Source organism: Luteimonas sp. 9C (assembly GCF_902506295.1).
GTDB lineage: Bacteria > Pseudomonadota > Gammaproteobacteria > Xanthomonadales > Xanthomonadaceae > Luteimonas.
On record NZ_LR733312.1, the window covers coordinates 2,123,917 to 2,143,433 of the forward strand.

19 protein-coding genes are annotated in these 19,517 nt (G+C 70.1%); 8 read left to right on the forward strand and 11 right to left on the reverse strand.

Annotation, left to right across the window (positions count from 1 at the left end; translation table 11 throughout):
* Positions 1–169: 169 nt before the first annotated feature.
* From CURTO8I2_RS09710 to CURTO8I2_RS09725, 4 genes are all read left to right on the forward strand, one after another.
* A complete protein-coding gene (locus CURTO8I2_RS09710) occupies positions 170–865 on the forward strand; it encodes a glutathione binding-like protein (protein WP_159680740.1) in 696 nt (231 codons plus the stop codon).
* A 492-nt stretch (positions 866–1,357) separates the two neighbouring features.
* Positions 1,358–3,628, forward strand: coding sequence for a S9 family peptidase (locus tag CURTO8I2_RS09715; protein WP_159680742.1), 2,271 nt, complete (start codon positions 1,358–1,360; stop codon positions 3,626–3,628).
* A gap of 23 nt (positions 3,629–3,651) precedes the next feature.
* Positions 3,652–4,155 carry a cytochrome c oxidase assembly factor Coa1 family protein gene (locus CURTO8I2_RS09720; RefSeq protein WP_159680744.1) on the forward strand — a complete coding sequence of 168 codons (504 nt, stop codon included), beginning with the start codon at positions 3,652–3,654 and terminating at the stop codon, positions 4,153–4,155.
* Between the two features lie 68 nt (positions 4,156–4,223).
* Complete coding sequence (locus CURTO8I2_RS09725; RefSeq protein WP_159680745.1) at positions 4,224–6,020, forward strand: DUF885 domain-containing protein; 1,797 nt, start codon at positions 4,224–4,226, stop codon at positions 6,018–6,020.
* A gap of 58 nt (positions 6,021–6,078) precedes the next feature.
* Here CURTO8I2_RS09725 and CURTO8I2_RS09730 read toward each other — a convergent pair whose 3' ends face one another.
* A complete protein-coding gene (locus CURTO8I2_RS09730) occupies positions 6,079–6,783 on the reverse strand; it encodes a YdcF family protein (protein WP_159680747.1) in 705 nt (234 codons plus the stop codon).
* Between the two features lie 131 nt (positions 6,784–6,914).
* Here CURTO8I2_RS09730 and CURTO8I2_RS09735 point away from each other — a divergent pair, with 131 nt between their 5' ends.
* The 4 genes from CURTO8I2_RS09735 to CURTO8I2_RS09750 are packed head-to-tail and all read left to right on the forward strand — an operon-like array spanning position 6,915 to position 11,404.
* Positions 6,915–8,114: a beta-ketoacyl-[acyl-carrier-protein] synthase family protein gene (locus tag CURTO8I2_RS09735; RefSeq protein ID WP_159681639.1), complete on the forward strand. Its 1,200-nt coding sequence runs from the start codon at positions 6,915–6,917 to the stop codon at positions 8,112–8,114.
* A complete protein-coding gene (locus CURTO8I2_RS09740) occupies positions 8,111–8,929 on the forward strand; it encodes a beta-ketoacyl synthase chain length factor (RefSeq protein WP_159680749.1) in 819 nt (272 codons plus the stop codon). The genes CURTO8I2_RS09735 and CURTO8I2_RS09740 overlap by 4 nt, the downstream gene beginning before the upstream one ends.
* Positions 8,922–9,749 carry a glycosyltransferase family 2 protein gene (locus CURTO8I2_RS09745; protein WP_159680751.1) on the forward strand — a complete coding sequence of 276 codons (828 nt, stop codon included), beginning with the start codon at positions 8,922–8,924 and terminating at the stop codon, positions 9,747–9,749. Before CURTO8I2_RS09740 ends, CURTO8I2_RS09745 begins: the two co-directional genes overlap by 8 nt.
* A complete protein-coding gene (locus CURTO8I2_RS09750; protein ID WP_159680753.1) occupies positions 9,749–11,404 on the forward strand; it encodes an FAD-dependent monooxygenase in 1,656 nt (551 codons plus the stop codon). The genes CURTO8I2_RS09745 and CURTO8I2_RS09750 overlap by 1 nt, the downstream gene beginning before the upstream one ends.
* Before the next feature lie 74 nt (positions 11,405–11,478).
* Here the strand turns inward: CURTO8I2_RS09750 and CURTO8I2_RS09755 are convergent, their stop codons facing one another.
* From CURTO8I2_RS09755 to CURTO8I2_RS09800, 10 genes are all read right to left on the reverse strand, one after another.
* The gene (locus CURTO8I2_RS09755) at positions 11,479–11,961 is read right to left on the reverse strand and encodes a hypothetical protein (protein ID WP_159680755.1); all 483 of its coding nucleotides are present in this window, start codon (positions 11,959–11,961) and stop codon (positions 11,479–11,481) included.
* Between the two features lie 97 nt (positions 11,962–12,058).
* Positions 12,059–12,805, reverse strand: coding sequence for a 3-oxoacyl-ACP reductase FabG (fabG, locus tag CURTO8I2_RS09760; protein WP_159680757.1), 747 nt, complete (start codon positions 12,803–12,805; stop codon positions 12,059–12,061).
* A gap of 89 nt (positions 12,806–12,894) precedes the next feature.
* A complete protein-coding gene (locus tag CURTO8I2_RS09765; RefSeq protein ID WP_159680759.1) occupies positions 12,895–13,344 on the reverse strand; it encodes a phosphotransferase in 450 nt (149 codons plus the stop codon).
* Positions 13,341–15,746: an MMPL family transporter gene (locus CURTO8I2_RS09770; protein ID WP_236551058.1), complete on the reverse strand. Its 2,406-nt coding sequence runs from the start codon at positions 15,744–15,746 to the stop codon at positions 13,341–13,343. The genes CURTO8I2_RS09765 and CURTO8I2_RS09770 overlap by 4 nt, the downstream gene beginning before the upstream one ends.
* The gene (locus tag CURTO8I2_RS09775; protein ID WP_236551059.1) at positions 15,743–16,474 is read right to left on the reverse strand and encodes a LolA-related protein; all 732 of its coding nucleotides are present in this window, start codon (positions 16,472–16,474) and stop codon (positions 15,743–15,745) included. Before CURTO8I2_RS09775 ends, CURTO8I2_RS09770 begins: the two co-directional genes overlap by 4 nt.
* A complete protein-coding gene (locus CURTO8I2_RS09780; RefSeq protein ID WP_159680761.1) occupies positions 16,377–17,372 on the reverse strand; it encodes an acyltransferase in 996 nt (331 codons plus the stop codon). Before CURTO8I2_RS09780 ends, CURTO8I2_RS09775 begins: the two co-directional genes overlap by 98 nt.
* Positions 17,369–17,683, reverse strand: coding sequence for a hypothetical protein (locus CURTO8I2_RS09785; protein ID WP_159680763.1), 315 nt, complete (start codon positions 17,681–17,683; stop codon positions 17,369–17,371). The genes CURTO8I2_RS09780 and CURTO8I2_RS09785 overlap by 4 nt, the downstream gene beginning before the upstream one ends.
* Positions 17,684–17,686: 3 nt before the next feature.
* Positions 17,687–18,457, reverse strand: coding sequence for a lysophospholipid acyltransferase family protein (locus CURTO8I2_RS09790; RefSeq protein ID WP_159680764.1), 771 nt, complete (start codon positions 18,455–18,457; stop codon positions 17,687–17,689).
* A gap of 65 nt (positions 18,458–18,522) precedes the next feature.
* Complete coding sequence (locus tag CURTO8I2_RS09795; RefSeq protein WP_159681642.1) at positions 18,523–19,206, reverse strand: ketosynthase; 684 nt, start codon at positions 19,204–19,206, stop codon at positions 18,523–18,525.
* The gene (locus CURTO8I2_RS09800; protein ID WP_159680767.1) at positions 19,206–19,475 is read right to left on the reverse strand and encodes a phosphopantetheine-binding protein; all 270 of its coding nucleotides are present in this window, start codon (positions 19,473–19,475) and stop codon (positions 19,206–19,208) included. Before CURTO8I2_RS09800 ends, CURTO8I2_RS09795 begins: the two co-directional genes overlap by 1 nt.
* Positions 19,476–19,517: the final 42 nt, after the last annotated feature.

Genomic DNA, 19,517 nt, shown 5'->3' on the forward strand with positions numbered 1-19,517 from the left:
GGGTGCGGACAGTCGCCTGCGAGACACCCATCGACGCTGCCTCTCCAGGCGGCGTCGTGCTATCCGCACCCCGCGCCCACCACCGCAACGCAGCGTGCGCGCCGCGTCCACGCCGCGCTACAGGCGCGCGCCTAGACTCGATGCACCTGTCCCGCGGAGCATCTCCCCCATGATCGACCTGCACTACTGGCCCACCCCGAACGGCCACAAGATCACGCTGTTTCTCGAAGAAGCCGGCCTCGAGTACACGCTCCACCCCGTCAACATCGGCAAGGGCGACCAGTTCAAGCCCGAGTACCTCGCGCTCTCGCCGAACAACAAGATGCCGGCGATCGTCGACCACGCCCCGGCCGACGGCGGCGATCCGCAGACCGTGTTCGAGTCCGGCGCGATCCTGATGTATCTGGCGGAGAAGTCCGGACAGTTCCTGTCGACCGATCCGCGCGTGCGCATCGAGACATTGGAGTGGCTGTTCTGGCAGATGGCCGGCCTGGGGCCCATGACCGGCCAGTACGGCCACTTCAACGTCTACGCGCCGGAGAAAATTCCCTACGCGATCGACCGCTACACCAATGAAGCCAACCGTCTGCTGCAGGTGCTCGACACGCATCTGAAGGGTCGCGACTTCATCGCCGGCGACGCGTATTCGATCGCCGACATGGCCACGTATCCGTGGATCGGCGTCTACGACAAGGCGCCGATCGACATGACGCCCTATCCCGAAGTCCAGCGCTGGCACGCGGCCATCCAGGCACGCCCCGCCACGGGTCGCGCGTACGCGAAAGCGAAAGAGGTCAATCCCGACGCGGGCAAGGCGATGAGTGACGAGGAAAAGAAACTGCTGTTCGGGCAGGGGCGTCGCTGAGGCCCACTGCGTGGCGGAGTGCATCGCCATGCACGCGTCCATATGATCGGGGTCCACACCGGATCAGGGATGACACCGATGCGATCGACCGCCTTGTTGACTGCGGCCTGCCTGCTCGCGGGCTGCGCGTCGCCCCCGCATCACGCGCGAGTGCGGACGTCACGCGCTGCGACGCGCTCGCCGGTCCCGACTGGCAGCGCATCGAACCGCCCGAGGTCGCATCGGAGCTGCTGACGCTCGCCCACATCACCACCGCGCCTGCGCTGGCGCGGTGGTGCATTGCCGCCGACGGCGCCCACGTCGCCTGCGTGCCGCCCGAGCCAGGCGCGCCGTGCGGTCATGCGCTGCACACCTTCCAGCCGCAGGTGCATCGCATGTGGGGCTGGTCGGACAGCACAGTACGCCGCGAATCCTGCGCGGCAGGCTGATGCGTCGCGGCAGGCGCAGTGCGGCGACCCGATACACTCACCGCATCGCTCCACTGGACCCGCCATGCGCTCCCTACTCGCTGCCGCCGCCCTGATGATCGCCACCACATCCACCCTTGCCGCCACACCGCCCGTCGCCGGCGGCCTTACGCTCGAAGCCACCACCGGCGATGCGCCGCTGTCGGGGCCGACGCTGATGAAGCCGCAGGTCGCACCGGACGGCTCGCGCGTGACCTTCCTGCGCGGCAAGGACGGCAACCGCAACCAGCTGGACCTGTGGGAATACGACATCGCCAGCGGGCAGACGCGGATGCTGGTCGATTCGAAGGTGGTGCTGCCGGGCGAGGAGACGCTCAGCGACGCGGAAAAGGCGCGGCGTGAGCGCCAGCGCATCGCAGGCCAGTCCGGCATCGTCGACTACCAGTGGGCGCCGGATGCACAGCGTCTGCTGTTTCCGCTCGGCGGCGAGCTGTATCTGTACGACCTGTCGAAGACCGGTTCCGAGGCGGTGCGCCAGCTCACCGACGGCGGCGGCTTCGCGACCGACCCGAAGGTGTCGCCGCGTGGCGGCTTCGTCAGCTTCGTGCGCGCACGCAATCTGTGGGTGATCGATCTCGCCAGCGGCACCGAGCGCCAGCTGACGACCGACGGCAGCGAGGTGATCGGCAACGGCGTTGCCGAGTTCGTCGCCGACGAGGAAATGAACCGCCACACCGGCTACTGGTGGGCGCCGGACGACAGCGGCATCGCGTACGCGCGCATCGACGAATCGCCGGTGCCGGTGCAGAAGCGTTACGAGGTGTATCCCGATCGCACCGAAGTCGTCGAGCAGCGCTACCCCGCCGCCGGCGACGACAACGTGCGCGTGACCCTGCACGTCGTCGCCCCGCAGGGCGGCGCGGTGACGGACGTCGATCTCGGCAGGAACACCGACATCTATCTCGCCCGCGTGCAGTGGCGCGATGCGCAGCGCCTGACCTTCCAGCGCCAGTCGCGCGACCAGCAGACGCTCGACCTCATCGAGACCACGCTCGCCACCGGCGCGCAGCGCACGCTGTTGACCGAGCGCGGCCGCACCTGGGTGCCGCTGCACGACAGCCTGCGCTTCCTCGATGACGGCCGCTTCGTGTGGTCGTCCGAGCGCGACGGCTTCCAGCATCTGTATCTCGCGTCCGAAGACGGACGCCGCATGACCCAGCTCACGCAGGGCGATTGGCCGGTCGACGAACTGCTGGCGGTCGATGCCACGGCGGGCCTGTCCTACTTCCGCGCCGGTATGGCACTCGAGGACGGCAAGGCGCTGCCGCGTGCGACGGAATCGCGGCTCTACAGCGTCGGCCTCGACGGCAAGCGTGCCTACACCGCACTGTCGCGTGAGCCCGGCATGCATGGCGCGAGCTTCGCGCGCAATGCGTCGGTCTACGTCGACAGCTGGTCGAACACGACCACGCCGCCGCAGATCGCGCTGCACCGCGCCGACGGCACGCAACTGGCGACGCTGGTCGAGAACGATCTCGCCGCCGCCGATCATCCCTACGCGCCGTTCCTCGCCGCGCAGCGCCCGACCGAGTTCGGCACGCTGACCGCCGCCGACGGCCGCACGCCGCTGCACTACTCGCTGATCAAGCCGGCGGATTTCGACGAAACCAAGCCGCACCCGGTCGTCGTGTTCGTCTACGGCGGCCCGGCCGCGCAGACCGTGCTCGATACCTGGCCCGGCCGCGCCGATGCGAGCTTCCACCAGTACCTGGCGCAGCAGGGCTACGTGGTGTTTTCGCTGGACAACCGCGGCACCCCGCGTCGCGGCCGTGACTTCGTCGGCGCGCTGTACGAGCGCCAGGGCACGGTCGAAGTCGAAGACCAGCTGCGCGGCGTCGAATGGTTGAAGTCGCAGTCGTGGGTCGACGGCGACCGCATCGCGGTCAACGGCTGGTCGAACGGCGGTTACATGACGCTGATGCTGTTGGCCAAGGCGCCTGACGCCTACGCCTGCGGCATCGCCGGCGCGCCGGTCGCCGACTGGGCGCTCTACGACACGCACTACACCGAGCGCTACATGAACTTGCCGAAGGCCAACGTCGACGGCTACCGCGAGGCCAGCGTGTTCACCCACGCCGACAACATCAAGCCGAACGCGCTGCTGCTGATCCACGGCATGGCCGACGACAACGTGCTGTTCACCAATGCCACGCAGCTGATGAGCCAGTTGCAGCAGGCCGGCACGCCGTTCGAACTGATGACGTATCCGGGCGCCAAGCACGGCCTGCGTGGACGCGACGCGTTGCATCGCTATCGCACCAGCGAGGCGTTTCTCGGGCGTTGCCTGGCGCCCTGACCGCACACGCCGAAGGCACACGCATGTCCACGAGTCCGCCCCCACTGCCGCCGCGTCCCGCGCCTGTGCCGCCACCGCCGCGTGGCTGGTGGCAGCGCAACTGGAAGTGGGCGTTGCCGGTCGTCGTGGTCACGTTCGTCGCACTGGTGGCGGCGCTCGTCGCGATCGTGCTGTTCGCGATCCGCGGCTCGATGATGCGCTCGGATGTCTACGCCGACGCGATGGCACGCGCCCGCGCGCATCCGGAACTCGTCGCGACGATCGGCACGCCGATCACGCCCGGCTTCATGCCGATGGGCTCGGTCAGCACCTCGACCGACGGCGGCGGCTCGGGCCGCGCGGACCTGGTGATCGGCATCGAAGGCCCGCGCGGTGAAGGTCGCCTCATCGCCACGGCCGATCGTCGGCTGGGTGCATGGACCTGGGAGTCGCTGCTGTACGTGCCGGGCGACAACGATCTGGAGCACATCATCACGATCGCCGAAGCGGATACGCCGGTCGAACACCACGCCTTGCCGGTGCCGTGACCTCCGGCCATTGCCGGCACGCACGCGAGCGCCTACGGTCGGCGTTCGTCCTTGCCGCTGGTGCTGCCATGAAACCGCTTGTCCTTGCGATCGCCCTGTCCCTTGCCGCGCCACTCACGGCCCTCGCCCACACCGATGACGCCAAGGCGGTCGTCGCTGCGTCGCCGACCGCATCGCCGGCCTGGGTCACGCGCAGCAACGAACTGTCGCAGATCCTGATCGACGCCCAGGCGCCATTCCAGCCTGAATCCGCAGGCTTCTTCGGCGTGCCCGGTTACGACGACCAGGTCGCGGACTTCGGCCCCGACAATGCCCGGCGCTACCGCGACGCGATGACCGCGGCGCGCGCCAAGCTGCAGACGCAGCTCGAACTCGAGCGCGATGCCAACGTGCGCCAGGACCTGCAGATCCTGCTGACCAGCATCGATCAGAGCATCGAGGGCAGCACGCTCGGCGAGCGCTATCTGCTGCCTTGGACCGATGCGCCGCAATTGATCTTCGGCGGCATCAACGGCCTGCTGTCGTCACAGACGCCGTCGGAGCGGCGCGTGCATGCGCTCGCCCGTCTGCAGCGTTATGCCGGCCTCACCGAAGGCAGCACACCGATCACCACCCTCGCCCGCCAGCGCTATGAAGAGCGCCTATCGAACCCCGAGCTGCTCCAGCCCACCAAGCTTGAGGTGCAGCGCGCGCTCGACAGCGCCGACACCTACATCGCCGGCATCCGCAAGCTCTTCGAGGAATACGAGATCGAGGGCGCCGAACCTGCACTTGAAGCGATCGCGAAGGAGATCACCGCCTACGCCGACTGGACCCGCGCCACCGTGCTGCCGAAGGCGCGCGAAGACACGCGCCTGCCGCCGGAGCTCTATGCGTTCGGGCTCAAGCAGTACGGCACCGATGTCGACCCGCAACTGCTGATGCAGCGCGCGCAGCTGGCCTTCATGGAAATCCGCGCGCAGATGCAGCAGCTTGCGCCGCTGGTCGCGAAAGAGAACGGCATCGACGCGACCGACTACCGCGGTGTCATCACCGCGCTCAAGCGCGACACGATTCCGAACGCGCGTCTGGAGGCGAGCTACCGCGAGGTCATCGACGCGATCGATCCGATCATCGAGCGCGAGGACATCGTCGACGTGCCGCAGCGCGAGATGCAGATGCGCCTGGGTTCGGACGCCGAATCGGCCGCGCAGCCCGCGCCGCATTTCCGCCCGGCGCCGCTGGTCGGCAACACCGGCCAGCAGGGCACGTTCGTGCTGCCGGTGGGCAATCCCGGCGGCACCGGCGACGACGCGGCATACGACGACTTCAACTTCGACGCCGTGCGCTGGACGCTGTCAGCGCACGAAGGCCGTCCCGGACACGAGCTGCAGTTCACCGCGATGGTCGAGCGCGGTGTTTCGCTGGCCCGCTCAATGTTCGCGTTCAACTCGGTCAACGTCGAAGGCTGGGCGCTGTATGCCGAAGCCGAGCTGGTGCCCTATGAGCCGCTCGACGGCCAGCTGATCGCCCTGCAGTTCCGCTTGCTGCGCGCCGCGCGCGCGATGCTCGACCCGATGCTCAATCTCGGCATGATCGACCGCGAACGGGCCGGCCGCGTGCTGACCGAAGAAGTGATGCTCTCGCCCGCGATGGCGCGCCAGGAACTCGACCGCTACACCTTCAACGCACCGGGCCAGGCGACGAGCTACTTCTACGGCTACACCCGCATCCTCGAATTGCGCATGCGCACCGAACTGGCACTGGGCGCGAAGTTCGACCGCCGCGCGTTCAACAACTTCCTGCTCGATCAGGGCCTGTTGCCGCCGGACCAGCTGGCCGAAGCGGTGGAGACGGTGTTCATCCCCGCGCAGCAGCGCCGTTGATCGATCCGGTGCGCCCTGCCCCGCCGGGGCGGGGCGCATCCCGGCCCGCGGTCGATGCTCAGCTGATCCGGTCCATCAACCGTCGATGCCCGATCAGTCGCGCCCAGCGCATGCCGATATCGAGCCAGCAGACGTAGGCGGCCTCGCCGGCGATGCGCCACAGCGAGCCGGGGCGCCAGGACAGCGCCGGTTCGGCCGCGCACAGTTCCCAGTGCAGGCCGAGTCCGCGTGCGAACAGAGCACAGCGCGCGAGGTGGTAGCGGCTGCTGAGCAGGGTGACACGGCGTGTCGGCGCGTCGGGGTCGACGGCGGCGGCCGTCAGCAGGCTGCGCGCGTTGCGCAGGTTCTGCAGGGTGTCGCGCGAGGCGTCCTCGAGCACCAGGGGTGCGTCCTCGGGCACGCCCAGGGCATGGAGGGCATCGCGGGCCAGCGCGGCTTCGGTCGGGCTGCCCGCCGGGCCGCCGCCGAGCAGCAGCACGCTGCCGGGCGCATGCGAGGTCCACAGCGAGGCCGCGCGCGCGAGCCGGGCCTGGAAGTCCGCGTCCAGGCGCCCCTGCGGCGCGTGCTTGCCGAACACCAGCACGCACTCGCCACCGACCGGCACACAGGGCGCATTGCGCGCGACCCGCAGCACGTGCACCAGATAGCCCACGTACACCAGACCCAGACTCAGCACGCAGACCGCCCCGGCGACCGCCAGCGTGTGCAGGGCATCGCGGTCGGCAAGCCGTTTGAGGCGGTACAGCAGGCGGGTACGGGCCATCGTGGAACCGCTTCCCGAACGGTCCGGAACTGGGGGTGGCCCTGAAGTCTAGCCTCACCATGCTGTCGCTATACTCGACCGCCTGATTGTCCCGGATTCACTGCGTGACTGAACCGCTGTCCCTGTCGCCGATTCCGGCACTCGCCATCCGTGCGTTCACCGCGACCACTGCGCTCGGACGCGGCAATGCCGCCCAGGCCGCGGCCCTGCGCGAACGCCGCGGCGGGCTGCGCCGCAACGATTTCGGCCCGACCCCGCTGCCGACCTGGATCGGTCGCGTGGACGGCGTGGAAGACGCGCCGCTGCCGTCCGCGCTCGCCCGCTGGGAATGCCGCAACAACCGGCTCGCCTGGCTGGCGCTGCAGCAGGATGGCGTGCTGGCCACGCTCGACACGATGGTGGCGCGCTACGGCGTGGATCGCGTCGCGCTGGTCGTGGGCACCTCAACCTCGAGCATCGGCGCCAGCGAGGAAGGCTATGCGCGCGCCGGCACCGATGCCGAGGGCGTGCGCCACCTTCCGGACGATCTCGCCCGCCCGATCGTGCACACGCCGCATTCGCTGGGCGACTTCCTGCAGCACGCCACCGGCCTGCGCGGTCCCTGCATCACGGTTGCCACCGCGTGCTCGTCGAGCGCGAAGGTGTTCGCCCAGGCGGCGCGGATGATCGAAGCCGGCCTCGTCGACGCGGCGCTGGTCGGCGGTGTCGACACGCTGTGCGGCAGCGTGCTGTTCGGGTTCAACGCATTGGGCCTGGTGTCGACCGAGCGCTGTCGCCCCTTCGACGCCACCCGCGACGGCCTGTCGCTGGGCGAGGCCGGCGGCTTCGCCGTGCTCGAGCGAGCCGCGGCCGGCGATACCGGCCTGCAGTTGCGCGGTTACGGTGAATCCAGCGACGCGCACCACATGTCGGCGCCGCACCCCGAAGGTCTCGGCGCGACACTGGCCATGCGCGGCGCGCTCGATCGCGCCGGCATCGACGCGGCCGAAGTCGGCTATCTCAACCTGCACGGCACCTCGACGCCGGCCAACGATTCGGTCGAGGCACGCGCGGTCGATGGCGTGTTCCCGGACACGCTGCACGCCAGTTCGACCAAGGGCTGGACCGGTCACACGCTGGGCGCGGCCGGCATCGTCGAATCGGTGTTCGCGCTGCTGGCGCTCGAGAACGGCCTGCTGCCGGGGATCCTCGACAGCGCCGTGCGCGATCCCGCCTGCGGTCCGCAGATCCGCTTCGACAATGCGCAGGCCGACATCCGGTTCGCGATGAACAATTCCTTCGGCTTCGGCGGCAACAACTGCTCGCTGGTGTTCGGCAAGGTGGCGGCATGAGCGCGTCGAACGCCCTAGGCGCGACGATCGCCGGCATCGGCTTCTGGACCGATGGCCTGCCGGACTGGAACGCCGCGCGTGCGTTCGCGCGTGAAGGCACGCGCCCGGACACCGCACCCTCGCGTCCATCGCCGCAGCTGCTGGCACCGAACGAACGCCGGCGCGCGCCGGGCTCGGTCGCCGTCGCGCTCGAGGTCGCGCTTGCCGCGTGCCGCGATGCCGGGGTCGCACCGGAGACGCTGCCGTCGGTGTTCGCCTCGACCCATGGCGACCTGGGCATCACCGATTACATGTGCGACACGCTGGCGACCGATCCCACTGCGATCTCGCCGACGAAGTTCCACAACTCGGTGCACAACGCCGCCGCCGGCTACTGGACCATCGGCGCCGGCTGCACCGAGGCGACGACCGCGATCAGCGCCCATGAGGCCACCTTCGCCCAGGGCCTGCTCGAGGCGATGATGCAACTCGCCGCCGGCAGCCCCGCCGTGCTGCTGGTCGCCTACGACACCGCGTCCACCGGACTGCTCGGCACCGTGACCCGCAGCGAAGGCCTGCTCGGCGCGGCGCTGGTGCTGGTGCGCGACGGCAACGGTCCGCGTCTGCAGGCCGCGCTGCGCGACGGCGCCGAACTCGACGCGCCCGGTCCGCTCAGCACGCACGCGGCACACAACGCGATGGTGCAGATGCTGCCGCTGTTCGATGCGCTCGCCACCGGCGGGTCGCGCGCGGTGCTGCGCGCGGGACCGCACCGTTCGCTGGCGCTGGAGATCACGCACCCCACGCAGGCACAGCCGGAGCACGCGCGTGGCTGAGCATCCGCACCTGCATCGCGGCAACGTCGCGGTCGTGATCCCGGCGCTCAACGAGGCGCTCCGCATCGACGAGGTCGTCGGCGAGGCGCTGGCCTACTGCGAACACGTGATCGTCGTCGACGACGGATCGGACGATGCGACGCCCGACATCGTCGCCGCGCTGCCGGTCACGCTGCTGCGCCATCCGCAGCGCAGGGGCAAGGGGCAGGCATTGCGGAACGGCTTTGCGGAAGCCCGCCGGCGCGGGTTCGCCGCGGTGGTGACGATGGACGGCGACGGCCAGCACCGCGCCAGCGACATTCCGCGCATGATCGAAGCCGCCAACCGCTATCCGCACTGCATCGTCAACGGCGCACGCTTGAAGAAGCGCGGCACCCAGCCCTGGTACCGGCGGATCGGCAACGATTTCGGCGACTGGGGCATCGCCTGGGGCTGCGGTTTCCGGATGGTCGACACGCAGAGCGGCCAGCGGCTCTATCCCGCCGCGGTGCTCGCGCTCGACGAAGTGCCCGGCGAGGGCTTCGTGTTCGAGGCGCAGATCCTGATCAGCGCGGCGCGTCGGCTCGGTTGCGGCGTGGTGTCGGTCCCGGTGGAGACACGCTACCGCTGCGCGGATTCGGACGAGCAGTTCCGCAAGAGCCACTTCCGGCTCTATCGCGACCTGAAATCGATCACCCTGCACGTGCTGCGGCAGGTGCTCGCGCGGGGTGACCTGCTGCAGACCTGGCGCGCCAAGCGCGCTAGCCCGCCGGTGATCTTCGATCCCGGCGCCGCGCCCGATGCGATGCTCGCCCATGAACCCATGCAAGGCGCACGATGATGTCCGAGCCGAGCCGCCCCCACGCAGACGCCCGCCAGTCGCGCACCGACGTCGCCATTCTCGGCGGCGGACTCGCCGGACTCACGCTCGCCCTGCAGCTGCGCCAGCGCGATCCCGATTGCGCGGTCACCGTCATCGAACGCCGCGCGCATCCGGTGCGCGAGGCCGCCCACAAGGTCGGTGAGTCCACGGTCGAGATCGGTGCGCACTACCTGGCCAAGGTGCTGGGCCTGGAGGCGCACCTGGAGGCCGAGCAGATCCGCAAGTTCGGCTTCCGGTTCTTCTTCTCCGACCGCCGTACCGACATCGACCAGTGCACGGAACTGGGCGTCAGCCAACTGCTGCCGGCCCCGTCGTGGCAGATCGATCGCGGCAGGTTCGAGAACTTCCTGGGTGAGCGGGCCCGCGACCTGGGCGTGCAGTTCGAAGACGCGGCCGTGGTGCGCGAGCTCACCATGGCCGGGGACGGCGCCGGCGATCACGCGGTCGCGTTCGAGCGCGACGGCGCGACGCACACGCTGCGCAGCCGGTGGCTCGTCGACGCCAGCGGACGCGCCGGCCTGCTCAAGCGCAAGCTCGATCTGGCCCAGCCCAACGACCACGATGCCAATGCGGTGTGGTGGCGGGTCGACGGCATCATCGATCCGAACACCTGGTCGCAGGACGCAGGCTGGTTGCAGCGCTGCGATCCGCCGGACCGCTGGCGCTCGACCAACCACATGTGCGGGCCCGGCTACTGGTTCTGGCTGATCCCGCTGGCCTCGGGCGCGCACTCTCTGGGCATCGTCTGCGACGCGAAGCTGCATCCGCTCGAGACGATGAACACCCACGCCAAGGCGATGGACTGGCTGCGCACGCACCAGCCGCAGGTCGCGGCCACGCTCGACCGCAGCGAACACACGTTGCAGGACTTCCTGTTCCTGCGGCACTTCTCCTACGGCTGCAAGCAGGTGTTCTCGCGCGAACGCTGGGCGCTGACCGGCGAGGCCGGCCTGTTCCTCGATCCGTTCTATTCGCCGGGTACCGACTTCATCGCGATCGCCAACACCTACATCTGCGACATGATCGGCAAGGATCGCGCGGGCATCGACTACCGGCCTTACGTCGCGCTCTACCAGCAGCTGTACGTCTCGTTCTACGAGAACACGCTCACGCTCTACCAGGACCAGTACCCGCTGTTCGGCGATGCCCAAGTCATGCCGGTCAAGGTGATCTGGGACTACACCTACTACTGGTCGCTGCTGGCGCCGCTGTTCTTCGCCGATCGCCTGACCAGCATGACGGTGCTCGGCCGCCTGCGTCCGGCGTTCACGACCGCCGCCGGCCTGAATCGCTCGATCCAGACGCTGCTGCGCGACTGGGGACGCCGCAACCGCGAAGGCGCCGCGCACGATTCGCGGATGCTCGACCAGTCCGGCATTGCGTGGTTCCGCGACCTCAACGGCGCGCTCACCGACGTGCTCGACGACGACGCCCTGGTGGCGCGCATCGGCGACAACGTCGCGCGGATGCAGTGGTTGGCCGCGGAGATCCTGCAGCACGCGCGCGCGGCACATCCCGATATCGACGACATGGGACTGGATGCATTGCTGGCCGATGTCAGCACGGGCGCGGCTCCGTCGCTGTCGGGTACCTGGTACGCCGACGCGGCATGACGCGCGGCCACGCGGCACCGGCGGCACCGGCGGCACGCCGCCCGTGTGCCGGTTCCGTGGCGCGAAGCGCGCGCTTAGTTGGACGTGCCGGGCAGGACCGGCGGTGTCTGCGGCGCATCGGCGGGCGGCGGATTCGCCACCCAGATCGCGACGCCACTGGCGTACTTCTGCTGCGGGCTGATGTCGACACCGACGCCGGCCGACGAGAACGAACGTCCGCCGCCACGACCCACGCCGCCGCCCACGCTGACGCCGCCGTTGCGGTAGCCGTCCGCGGTGCCCTGGAACAGCACGCCGTTGGCACCGAGCTTGGCCGCCTGGTTGCGCAGCTTCTGCAGCACCGAGTTCACCTTGTTCTGTTCGCCATAGGTCAGCGCGCCGCTGCTGGTGTTGAGGATCGCGATTTCCTCGTACTGGCCCGGCGGCGGCCCGTGGTAGATGCGCACCTGCGACGGATCGATCGGCGCCCGCGGCGTACCGGTCAGGACATGGGAGCTGGCGCAGCCGGCGAGCAGGCCGACGCCGAGCAGCAACGGAAGCAGACGGGAAACGCGCATCAGGGAATCCTCGTGGCGGGTGCAGGGATGATGCGACGGGCGGTGTGAATCAGGGTTCATGGCGCTGAAGGCCGCATGTCCGCCTACCGCCACCCCGTCAGCCCATGCCGCCGTTGATGCCGATGACCTGGCCGTTGACGTAACCGGCCGCGTCCGAGCACAGGAAGGCCACGAGCGCTGCGACCTCGTCGGGCGTGCCCGCCCGGGCCGCCGGCACGATCTGCTTGATCATCTCATCGGGGAACGCATCCTGCGCCATGTTGCCGGCGATCACGCCGGGGGCGACCACGTTGACGCTGATGCCGCGACTGGCCATCTCGCGCGCCAGTGATTTCGACGCGCCATGCAGTGCAGCTTTCGCCGCCGCATAGTTGGTCTGGCCCCGGTTGCCGGTGACGGCGGCCACCGACGACACGCTGACGATGCGTCCCCAGCGCTTGCGCGCCATCGGCAGCAGCAGCGGCTGGGTGACGTGGAAGAAGCCGTGCAGCGACACGTCGATGACGCGCTTCCACTGCGCCTCCGACATGCCGGCCATCGGCGCGTCGTCGTGGACGCCGGCGTTGTTGACGATGACCTGGATCGGCCCCGCCTCGAGCAGTGCATCGAGCGCGCGGCGCGTGACCGCACCGTCGGCAACATCGAACGCCACCGCCTCGGCGCTGCCGCCCTCGCCGACGATGTCGGCGACCACGGCTTCGGCACGCGCGAGATTGCCGTTGGCGTGGACGATCACGTGCAGGCCGTCGGCTGCGAGACGGCGACAGATCGCGCCGCCGATGTCGCCGCTGCCGCCGGTGACGAGCGCGCGGCGCGCGGGTGAGCTGGATGCTGAGCTGGTCATGCGGGAATTGTAGCGGGCGTCGCCGGACGCCCCCGCCGGATGCGGGACGCGCCTAAGCATCCACGCAGGACGGGATCCGTCAGGTCAGCTCAGGCAGCGCTCCGCGCCGGTCCCAGCATCACCGCCGCGCGCCCGTCGGCGAGCAGTGCGCCGTCGCAGGTGATGCGGAAGGCGTACTGCTGGCTGTCGTCGGATTCGACCAGTACCTCGGCAACGCACTCCAGATCGCCGTCGAGGTCGTCGATACGCCCCACATGCAACTGCATGCCGCGCAACGCGACCAGCATGCCCGGCCGCACCGGGGCGCCGGTGGCCTGCGCACGCAGGCCGCCGTGGACCGCCATCGCCTGCGCGCCGTACTCGCACAGATGCAGCGCGCGCAGCTGGCCGTCGCTGCGCAACGGATTGGCCGGGTCGCGATGGCTCGCGCTGCGCAGCGTCACGGACGCCGCGTCCCATGCGGTCACCGCATCCCACAGGCACATCGCGCCCTGGTGCGGAATCATCGACAGGATCGTCTGGCGATCGATGTGGCTCATGCGACAGGCTCCGGTTCGGCGCGGGCCGCCTCGATCGCCGCGCGTTGGCGCGCGACGAGCAACGACAGCACGAAGTTGGACACCACCCCCAGCGCGACCGTACTGCCGATCGCGCGCAGCACCGGAATCGACGACAGCGCGAGCAGGCTGAAGACGAGCAGCGTCATCAGGCTGCAGACGAGGATCGCGTGCAGGGTGCGGATCTGGTCCTGGCGGTCCTCGCCGGCGTGTTCGAAGAACAGCGCGTAGTCGAGACCGAGACCGGCGGCGAGGATGAGCGCAACGAGATGGAACAGGGTCAGTTCGACGCCCACCAGTCGCAGCACCGCGACGACGACCAGCAAGGTCAACAGCGTCGGCAGCAGCACGCGCCAGACCCGGCGCGGACTGCGCAGCGCGATCCACACGGTGCCGACGAGCAGCACCAGCGCGACCGCCATTGCCGCGAGCACGCGGCCGCGGTACTCGACGACCAGCGATTCCGAGGCGTCCTTCATGTCGAGCAGGCGCATGTCCACGCCCGGCGCGCGACCCTGCGTCGCGAGCGCGGCGACGTCGGCCGGATCGTCGAGGCCGCTGAGCGAGACCAGCGCGGTCGAACGGCCCTCGCCCTCGAGCAGCAGGCCGGACACCGCGGTCGCCAGCGGCGAGCCTTCGAGATCGGTACGCGTCAACGGCGCGGCGGCCTTCGCGCGCGCGACGTCCTCGACGAACGGCTCGAACGCGTCGTCGTTGAACGCGGAGTCCGTCAATGCATCGGCGAGCATCGCGCGCAACGCGTCGCTGTCCGGCAGCGCGGCCTGACGCGCGCGTTGCGTGTCGGCGCCGGGCAGATAGCGCGCGGCCATGTCGTAGCCGTCGAGCCGGCCGGCGGCCACCAGTGCATCGAGCGCCGGCCGCAGCGCGGCGGTCGCACCGAGCGCCGCATCGCTGTCCGCCGACTGCGCGACCAGCACGTAGCGCACGTCGGGCGCGCCGAGCTCGACGCGCAGCGCGGTGTCGCGCTGCATCGATTCGGGATCGACCGGCGTCAGCTTCGACAGATCGTTCTGCCAGAACGCACCGGGCGCGAATGCGATCGCGGCGACGGCGGCGAGCGCCAGCACCGCCAGCGTCCACTTCGGCCGCGGCAGCGCTTCGATCCGATGCCACAACCGCTGCAGGCGTGCCGAATCGGCGAGATCCGGCGGCGACGGATCGACCAGACCGGGCAACAGATAGCGCGTGGTCAGCGCGGCGACGCCCAAGGCTGCGATCGTGAACACCGCGAGCTGGCGCAGCCCGTCGACGCCCGAGAACAGGAACGTCGCGTAGGCGATGCAGGTCGCGACGACGCCGGTCGACAGCGCCGGCCACAGGCCGCGCACGTTCTTCCACGGCGACAGGCCGGCGCGCTGGTGGCTGAAGAAGTGGATCGGATAGTCCTGCACCACGCCGATCAAGGTGAAGCCGAACGCGATGGTGATGCCGTGCACGCCGCCGGGAAACAGCAACGCGACTGCCGTGAGCCCGGCGATGCCGGCACTCGCAAGCGGCAACACGCCGAGCAGCGGCATCTTCCAGCTGCGGTAGGCGACGAGCAGCAGCAGGATCAGGCCGATGGTGTCGACCATGCCGATGCGCTGCGCCTCGGCCTGCGTGCGCCCGCCGATGTCGACCGAGAACGCGCCCGGACCGACGACTTCCAGGGTCGCAGCGCCCTCGCCCGCCTGCTGCGCGAAGGTGTCGCGGATGGTGCCGACCGCATCCAGCTGGCCGGTCGGATCGAAGCCCGCGGCGCGTGTCTCGACCAGCATCAGCGCCTGCGTGCCGGACTGGTCGAACCACACGTCGTGCAGCCGTTGCGGCGCACCGGCGGGCTGCCAGGCTTCTGCGAGCGCGAGCACCTCGAGCGTGGGATCGGACGGAATCAGCGGCTCGACGAGCCCGGCGGCCGGCGAGCCGAGATCCTGCAGGCGCGCGTCGAGCGCATCGCGCAGGGTGTCGGCATCGAGCGGCGCATCGTCGAACGTCGACGTCAGCAGGTACCGATAGGGCAGCAGGTCCTGCGGAAACGCATCGAGCCCGGCCTCGCCACCGTTGGTGACCAGGGTGAAGCGCGGATCGCCGACGAGTGCATCGTGGAGGCCACGCGAGCGCTCGGCGAGCGCTTCGGGTGTGTCGCCGGAGATCGCCAGCATCAGCAGGCGCGACCCCGGGCCGTCGCCGAGTTCCTCCATCAGCAGACGCTGCTCGGGCGTGCGCGCGTCCGGCAGGAAGCGGCGCAGGTCGCCGCTGAATTCCAGTTTCGCCGCCGCGATCCAGCCCAGCGCGAGCAACGCCAGCAGCCACGCGACCGCCAGCGTCAGCCGCAGGCCGGGGCGCTGCAGCAGCGTGTCGCGCAATCCGGGACGCCCGCTCAACGCGGAACGTCGTGGCACAGCCGCTGCGCGGCTTCGAGCGAATCCACGGTGGCCGCCGCGGTGGCGGCGCTGCCGAGCAGGGTCGGCTGCGCGTCGCCCTGCTTCGGTCGCGTCTCGATGCAGCGCAGTTCCGCGTCACGGCCGCGCAGCACGATGCCGGCCACACGCGTGGCGGTGCGCGGATCGCGCGGCGTCAGCGTCAGCGTCCAGTCGGCCGGCACGCCGTCGGCTTCGAGCGCATAGACCGCTTCCAGCGCCTTGCGGTCACCGGCCAGCAGCGCGCCGAAGCTGCCCTGCAACGCGGCGAGTTCGGGCACGCGCGACAGCGAGAACGTGCGCGGGCTGCGGCCTTCGCGGGCGATGGTGGCCTCGCCGGCGCGGATGGTCGTCGTTTCCGCATACGGCGCGCGCACCTCGCGCACCAGCGTGTCGGCGTCGGGACGGCGATACTCGCCCGACAGCTGCAGCGGCCGCTTGAGCATCGACGAGACGCGCAGTTCGACGAACGGCGTCGCGCTCGCGCCGTGCTGGGTCAGGCGCTGCAGGATCCAGTCGGCGTCGACGCTGCGGGGGGCGACGGCGGCGGGCGCGGGCACGCGGTCGCGCGACTGGTTCGCGCGTGGCGCGCTGTCAGCGGTCTGCGCCGCCGCCCACGTCGGCGCTGCGAGCAGCATCGCCAGCAGCAGGCAGGGCGCCGGCCACCGGCGCAGGAACGTCGCGCTTGTCATCGGCACCTGTCCAGAAGTCATAGAAATTGAACCAGTTGTAGGGGGCACTGCGTGCGTGATGTTCCAGACGCGCGGCGTAACGGTGGATGAGCGCGGCCACGCCGGCCTGGCGATCGCGGCGCGGCAGGTCGATGCCGTCGCTGAAGGGTTCGAACACCAGGTCGTAGCGGTTGCCCCCACGGTACAGGCCGAACGCCAGCATCACCGGCACTTTCAGCACCGACGCCAGCAGCCACGGCGCGACCGGGAACGGCGCCGGCCGGCCGAGGAACGGCACCGGCATCGTCACCCCGCCTTCCTGGCTGCGATCGACCAGCAGCGCGACCATGGCGCCCTGCGCCAGACCTTCCTGGATCGCCAGCGCGACCGCCGGGCCACCGTCGCCGGCGTCGATCACGGTCGCGGCGACCGCGGGATTCAGCGCTTCCAGCAGTTCGGTCATCGCCCGGCCGTGCGCGCGGTCGAGCACGACCCGGATCTTGAATTCGGGACGCTGGGTGGCCAGCACGCGCAGCACCTCGAAACTGCCCAGGTGCGAGCCGAACAGCAGCACGCCGCGACCGGTGTCGAGATGCCGGTGCAGCACATCGAGGCCTTGCGGGTGCACGTCGAAACGGCGCGTGTTTTCGCTCAGCAGGAACAGCCGGTCGAGGATGGTCGCGGCGAACGTGCGGAAATGTCGCGCGACCTCGAAGGTCGTGGCGGGCCGGCCGAACATGCGCGCCAGGTACCGGCGCGAGTCGCGTCGCTCGGCGCCGCGGCGGATCATGAAATACAGCGCGATCGGATACAGCAGCGCGCGCGCCGGCGTGCGGCCGCAATGCGATGCGAACACCCGCAATGCGCGCAATGCAAACCGCCCGCCGCCCTCGCGGCGCGCCTTCCACGCCGCGCTCATGCCAGCGCGGGACCGTCGGCGACGAGCTCGCCGCTCGCGAGCAGCACGCCGTCGCGTTCCACCCGGAAACGCCAGCGCGACACGCCGTCGCGCGCGGTTGCGTCGAGTGCGATCGACGCCTGTTCGCCGGGCAGCAGCGACTGCACGAACTTCACCTGCGGCAGGCGCAACGCGCCCTGCGGGCCGTGCGCGGCTTCCACCGCGGCGACCACGCGATCCAGGATCACCACGCCCGGCACCAGCGGCTGGCCCGGGAAATGCCCCGGCAGGCAGGGGTGCGCGGGGTCGATGACGAAGGTGTGCGGCGCCATCGGTCAGCGCCTGCCGAGCATCGCGGCCACGGCGTCCTGCGCTTCGCGCGCGACCGCCTGGCGGCCGGCGGCGCCGATGCGGCCGTCGACGCGGATCGGCGTGCCCACCGTCGCCCGCATCGGACCGCGACAGGTCCGGAAGAATCCCGTCGGCGGCAGCACGCGGCCGGTGCCGTGCAGCGCGATCGGCAGCACGTCGACGCCGGCATCGATCGCGGCCTGGAACGAGCCCGACTTGAATTCGCCCAGCCGGCCGTCGCGCGAGCGCGTGCCTTCTGGAAACAGGCACAGCGTCCTGCCCGAACCGAGCAGGCCCGCCACCTGGCGCCGCAGCAGCGGCCCGGCGCGGCGGTCCTCGCGGCTGATGAAGAGCATGCCGGTGGCGCGCGCATAGCCGCACAGGAACGGCACGCGGCGCATTTCCTCTTTCAGCAGGAAGCGCAGCGGCGCCGGCACGGCCATGAACAGCACGCAGATGTCGAGCAGGGATTCGTGGTTGGCCACGACCAGGTACGGGCGATTCCAGTCGATCGCATCCGCGCCTTCGACGGTCAGCCCGCCGGCTGGCCCGACCAGCCCCGGCGCCCAGTGCGTGCGCGCCATCTCCAGCGCGAGATCACGCCGGCCCGTCACCGCCTGGCGGATCAGCGACACGCTGATCCAGCCCGCCGTCCATAGCAGGGTGTACAGGCACTCCAGGACGTTGATCGCGCGTGCGGACAAGGCCGCGAACGCCGCGGCCCCGGGTGCGGCACGGGTCTGTCGGTATTCCATGTGACGGATAGGATATCCCGTGTGACCGCTGCGCATCGCGCGGAATGCGTTCAGCAAATACCGCGTCAGCGCAGCAGATCGCGCCAGAACACCGGGCCCAGCCCGGCCAGCTTGCGCAGGAAATCCAGAAATCCGCTGTAGCGGCCCGGGAAGCGGCGCTTGCGAAACGCGAACTCGATGACGAAGAACCCGCCGATCACGCTGTAGTTGAGCAGGTTCGCCCACAGCGACCACTGTTCCTGGGTGATCGGCAGCGGCGATGCCACGCCCACGCTTTCCAGCAGCCCGGCCGGGCTGGCGATCAGGGCGAGCAGGAGGTTGGCGCCGGCCATCAGCAACAGCACGCCGGCCCAGGCCGCGGTCAGATTGCGGGTGTAGCGGCGCAGGTCAGGCTCGAGCGCCTCGGGGCCATCGCCGCCCTCGATCCCCAGCACGATGCGGGTGATCAGCGGCACCGAGCCCGCGCGCAGGGTGCGTGCGAACAGCCACGCGATCGCGACGACGAACACCACCGGCACCAGCAGCAGCGGCAGCGCGGCGTGCCCGGCGGCGTACAGCGCCCACGCCCCCCATGCCAGCAGCGGCGTGGCGACGTACGCCCACGGGCGACGCGCCAGCAGCGGTTCGATGACCACCATCGCGATCAGCAGCACCAGGGCGCCCAGCGCGAGGCCGTCGTGGTGCCAGCGGCTTGCGAGATGCGCCAGGGCCGTGTAACCGAGCCCCAGCAGCATTTGCAGCAGCAGGATCAAGTGGTGCGGTGCTGCTCGATGTGCGCAGACAGCGCGCGCAGCGAGGCGAAGATCTGCCGGTTCTCGTCGTTGTCGGACCGCAGCTGGAAGCCGTAGCGCTTGCTGACGGCCAGCGCGAGTTCGAGCGCATCGATCGAATCCAGACCCAGGCCGGCGTTGAACAGCGGCGCCTCGGGATCGATGTCGGCCGCCTGCACGTCCTCCAGGTTCAGGCTCTCGACCAGCAGGTCGGCGAGCGCGCGTTCGGCTTCGGTTTGGGCGGACATCGGGACTTCCGTGGAGTGACAGGGGTGCCACGATCCGGCATC

Bases quoted from the DNA above. Each gene is read 5' to 3' on its own strand.
- CURTO8I2_RS09750 (WP_159680753.1), top strand. From the start codon at position 9,749: ATGTCCGAGCCGAGCCGCCCCCACGCAGACGCCCGCCAGTCGCGCACC.
- CURTO8I2_RS09780 (WP_159680761.1), bottom strand. From the start codon at position 17,372: ATGAGCGCGGCGTGGAAGGCGCGCCGCGAGGGCGGCGGGCGGTTTGCA.
- CURTO8I2_RS09785 (WP_159680763.1), bottom strand. From the start codon at position 17,683: ATGGCGCCGCACACCTTCGTCATCGACCCCGCGCACCCCTGCCTGCCG.
- CURTO8I2_RS09740 (WP_159680749.1), top strand. From the start codon at position 8,111: ATGAGCGCGTCGAACGCCCTAGGCGCGACGATCGCCGGCATCGGCTTC.
- fabG (WP_159680757.1), bottom strand. From the start codon at position 12,805: ATGACCAGCTCAGCATCCAGCTCACCCGCGCGCCGCGCGCTCGTCACC.
- CURTO8I2_RS09720 (WP_159680744.1), top strand. From the start codon at position 3,652: ATGTCCACGAGTCCGCCCCCACTGCCGCCGCGTCCCGCGCCTGTGCCG.
- CURTO8I2_RS09775 (WP_236551059.1), bottom strand. From the start codon at position 16,474: ATGACAAGCGCGACGTTCCTGCGCCGGTGGCCGGCGCCCTGCCTGCTG.
- CURTO8I2_RS09765 (WP_159680759.1), bottom strand. From the start codon at position 13,344: ATGAGCCACATCGATCGCCAGACGATCCTGTCGATGATTCCGCACCAG.
- CURTO8I2_RS09715 (WP_159680742.1), top strand. From the start codon at position 1,358: ATGCGCTCCCTACTCGCTGCCGCCGCCCTGATGATCGCCACCACATCC.
- CURTO8I2_RS09755 (WP_159680755.1), bottom strand. From the start codon at position 11,961: ATGCGCGTTTCCCGTCTGCTTCCGTTGCTGCTCGGCGTCGGCCTGCTC.
- CURTO8I2_RS09790 (WP_159680764.1), bottom strand. From the start codon at position 18,457: ATGGAATACCGACAGACCCGTGCCGCACCCGGGGCCGCGGCGTTCGCG.
- CURTO8I2_RS09800 (WP_159680767.1), bottom strand. From the start codon at position 19,475: ATGTCCGCCCAAACCGAAGCCGAACGCGCGCTCGCCGACCTGCTGGTC.
- CURTO8I2_RS09710 (WP_159680740.1), top strand. From the start codon at position 170: ATGATCGACCTGCACTACTGGCCCACCCCGAACGGCCACAAGATCACG.
- CURTO8I2_RS09725 (WP_159680745.1), top strand. From the start codon at position 4,224: ATGAAACCGCTTGTCCTTGCGATCGCCCTGTCCCTTGCCGCGCCACTC.
- CURTO8I2_RS09730 (WP_159680747.1), bottom strand. From the start codon at position 6,783: ATGGCCCGTACCCGCCTGCTGTACCGCCTCAAACGGCTTGCCGACCGC.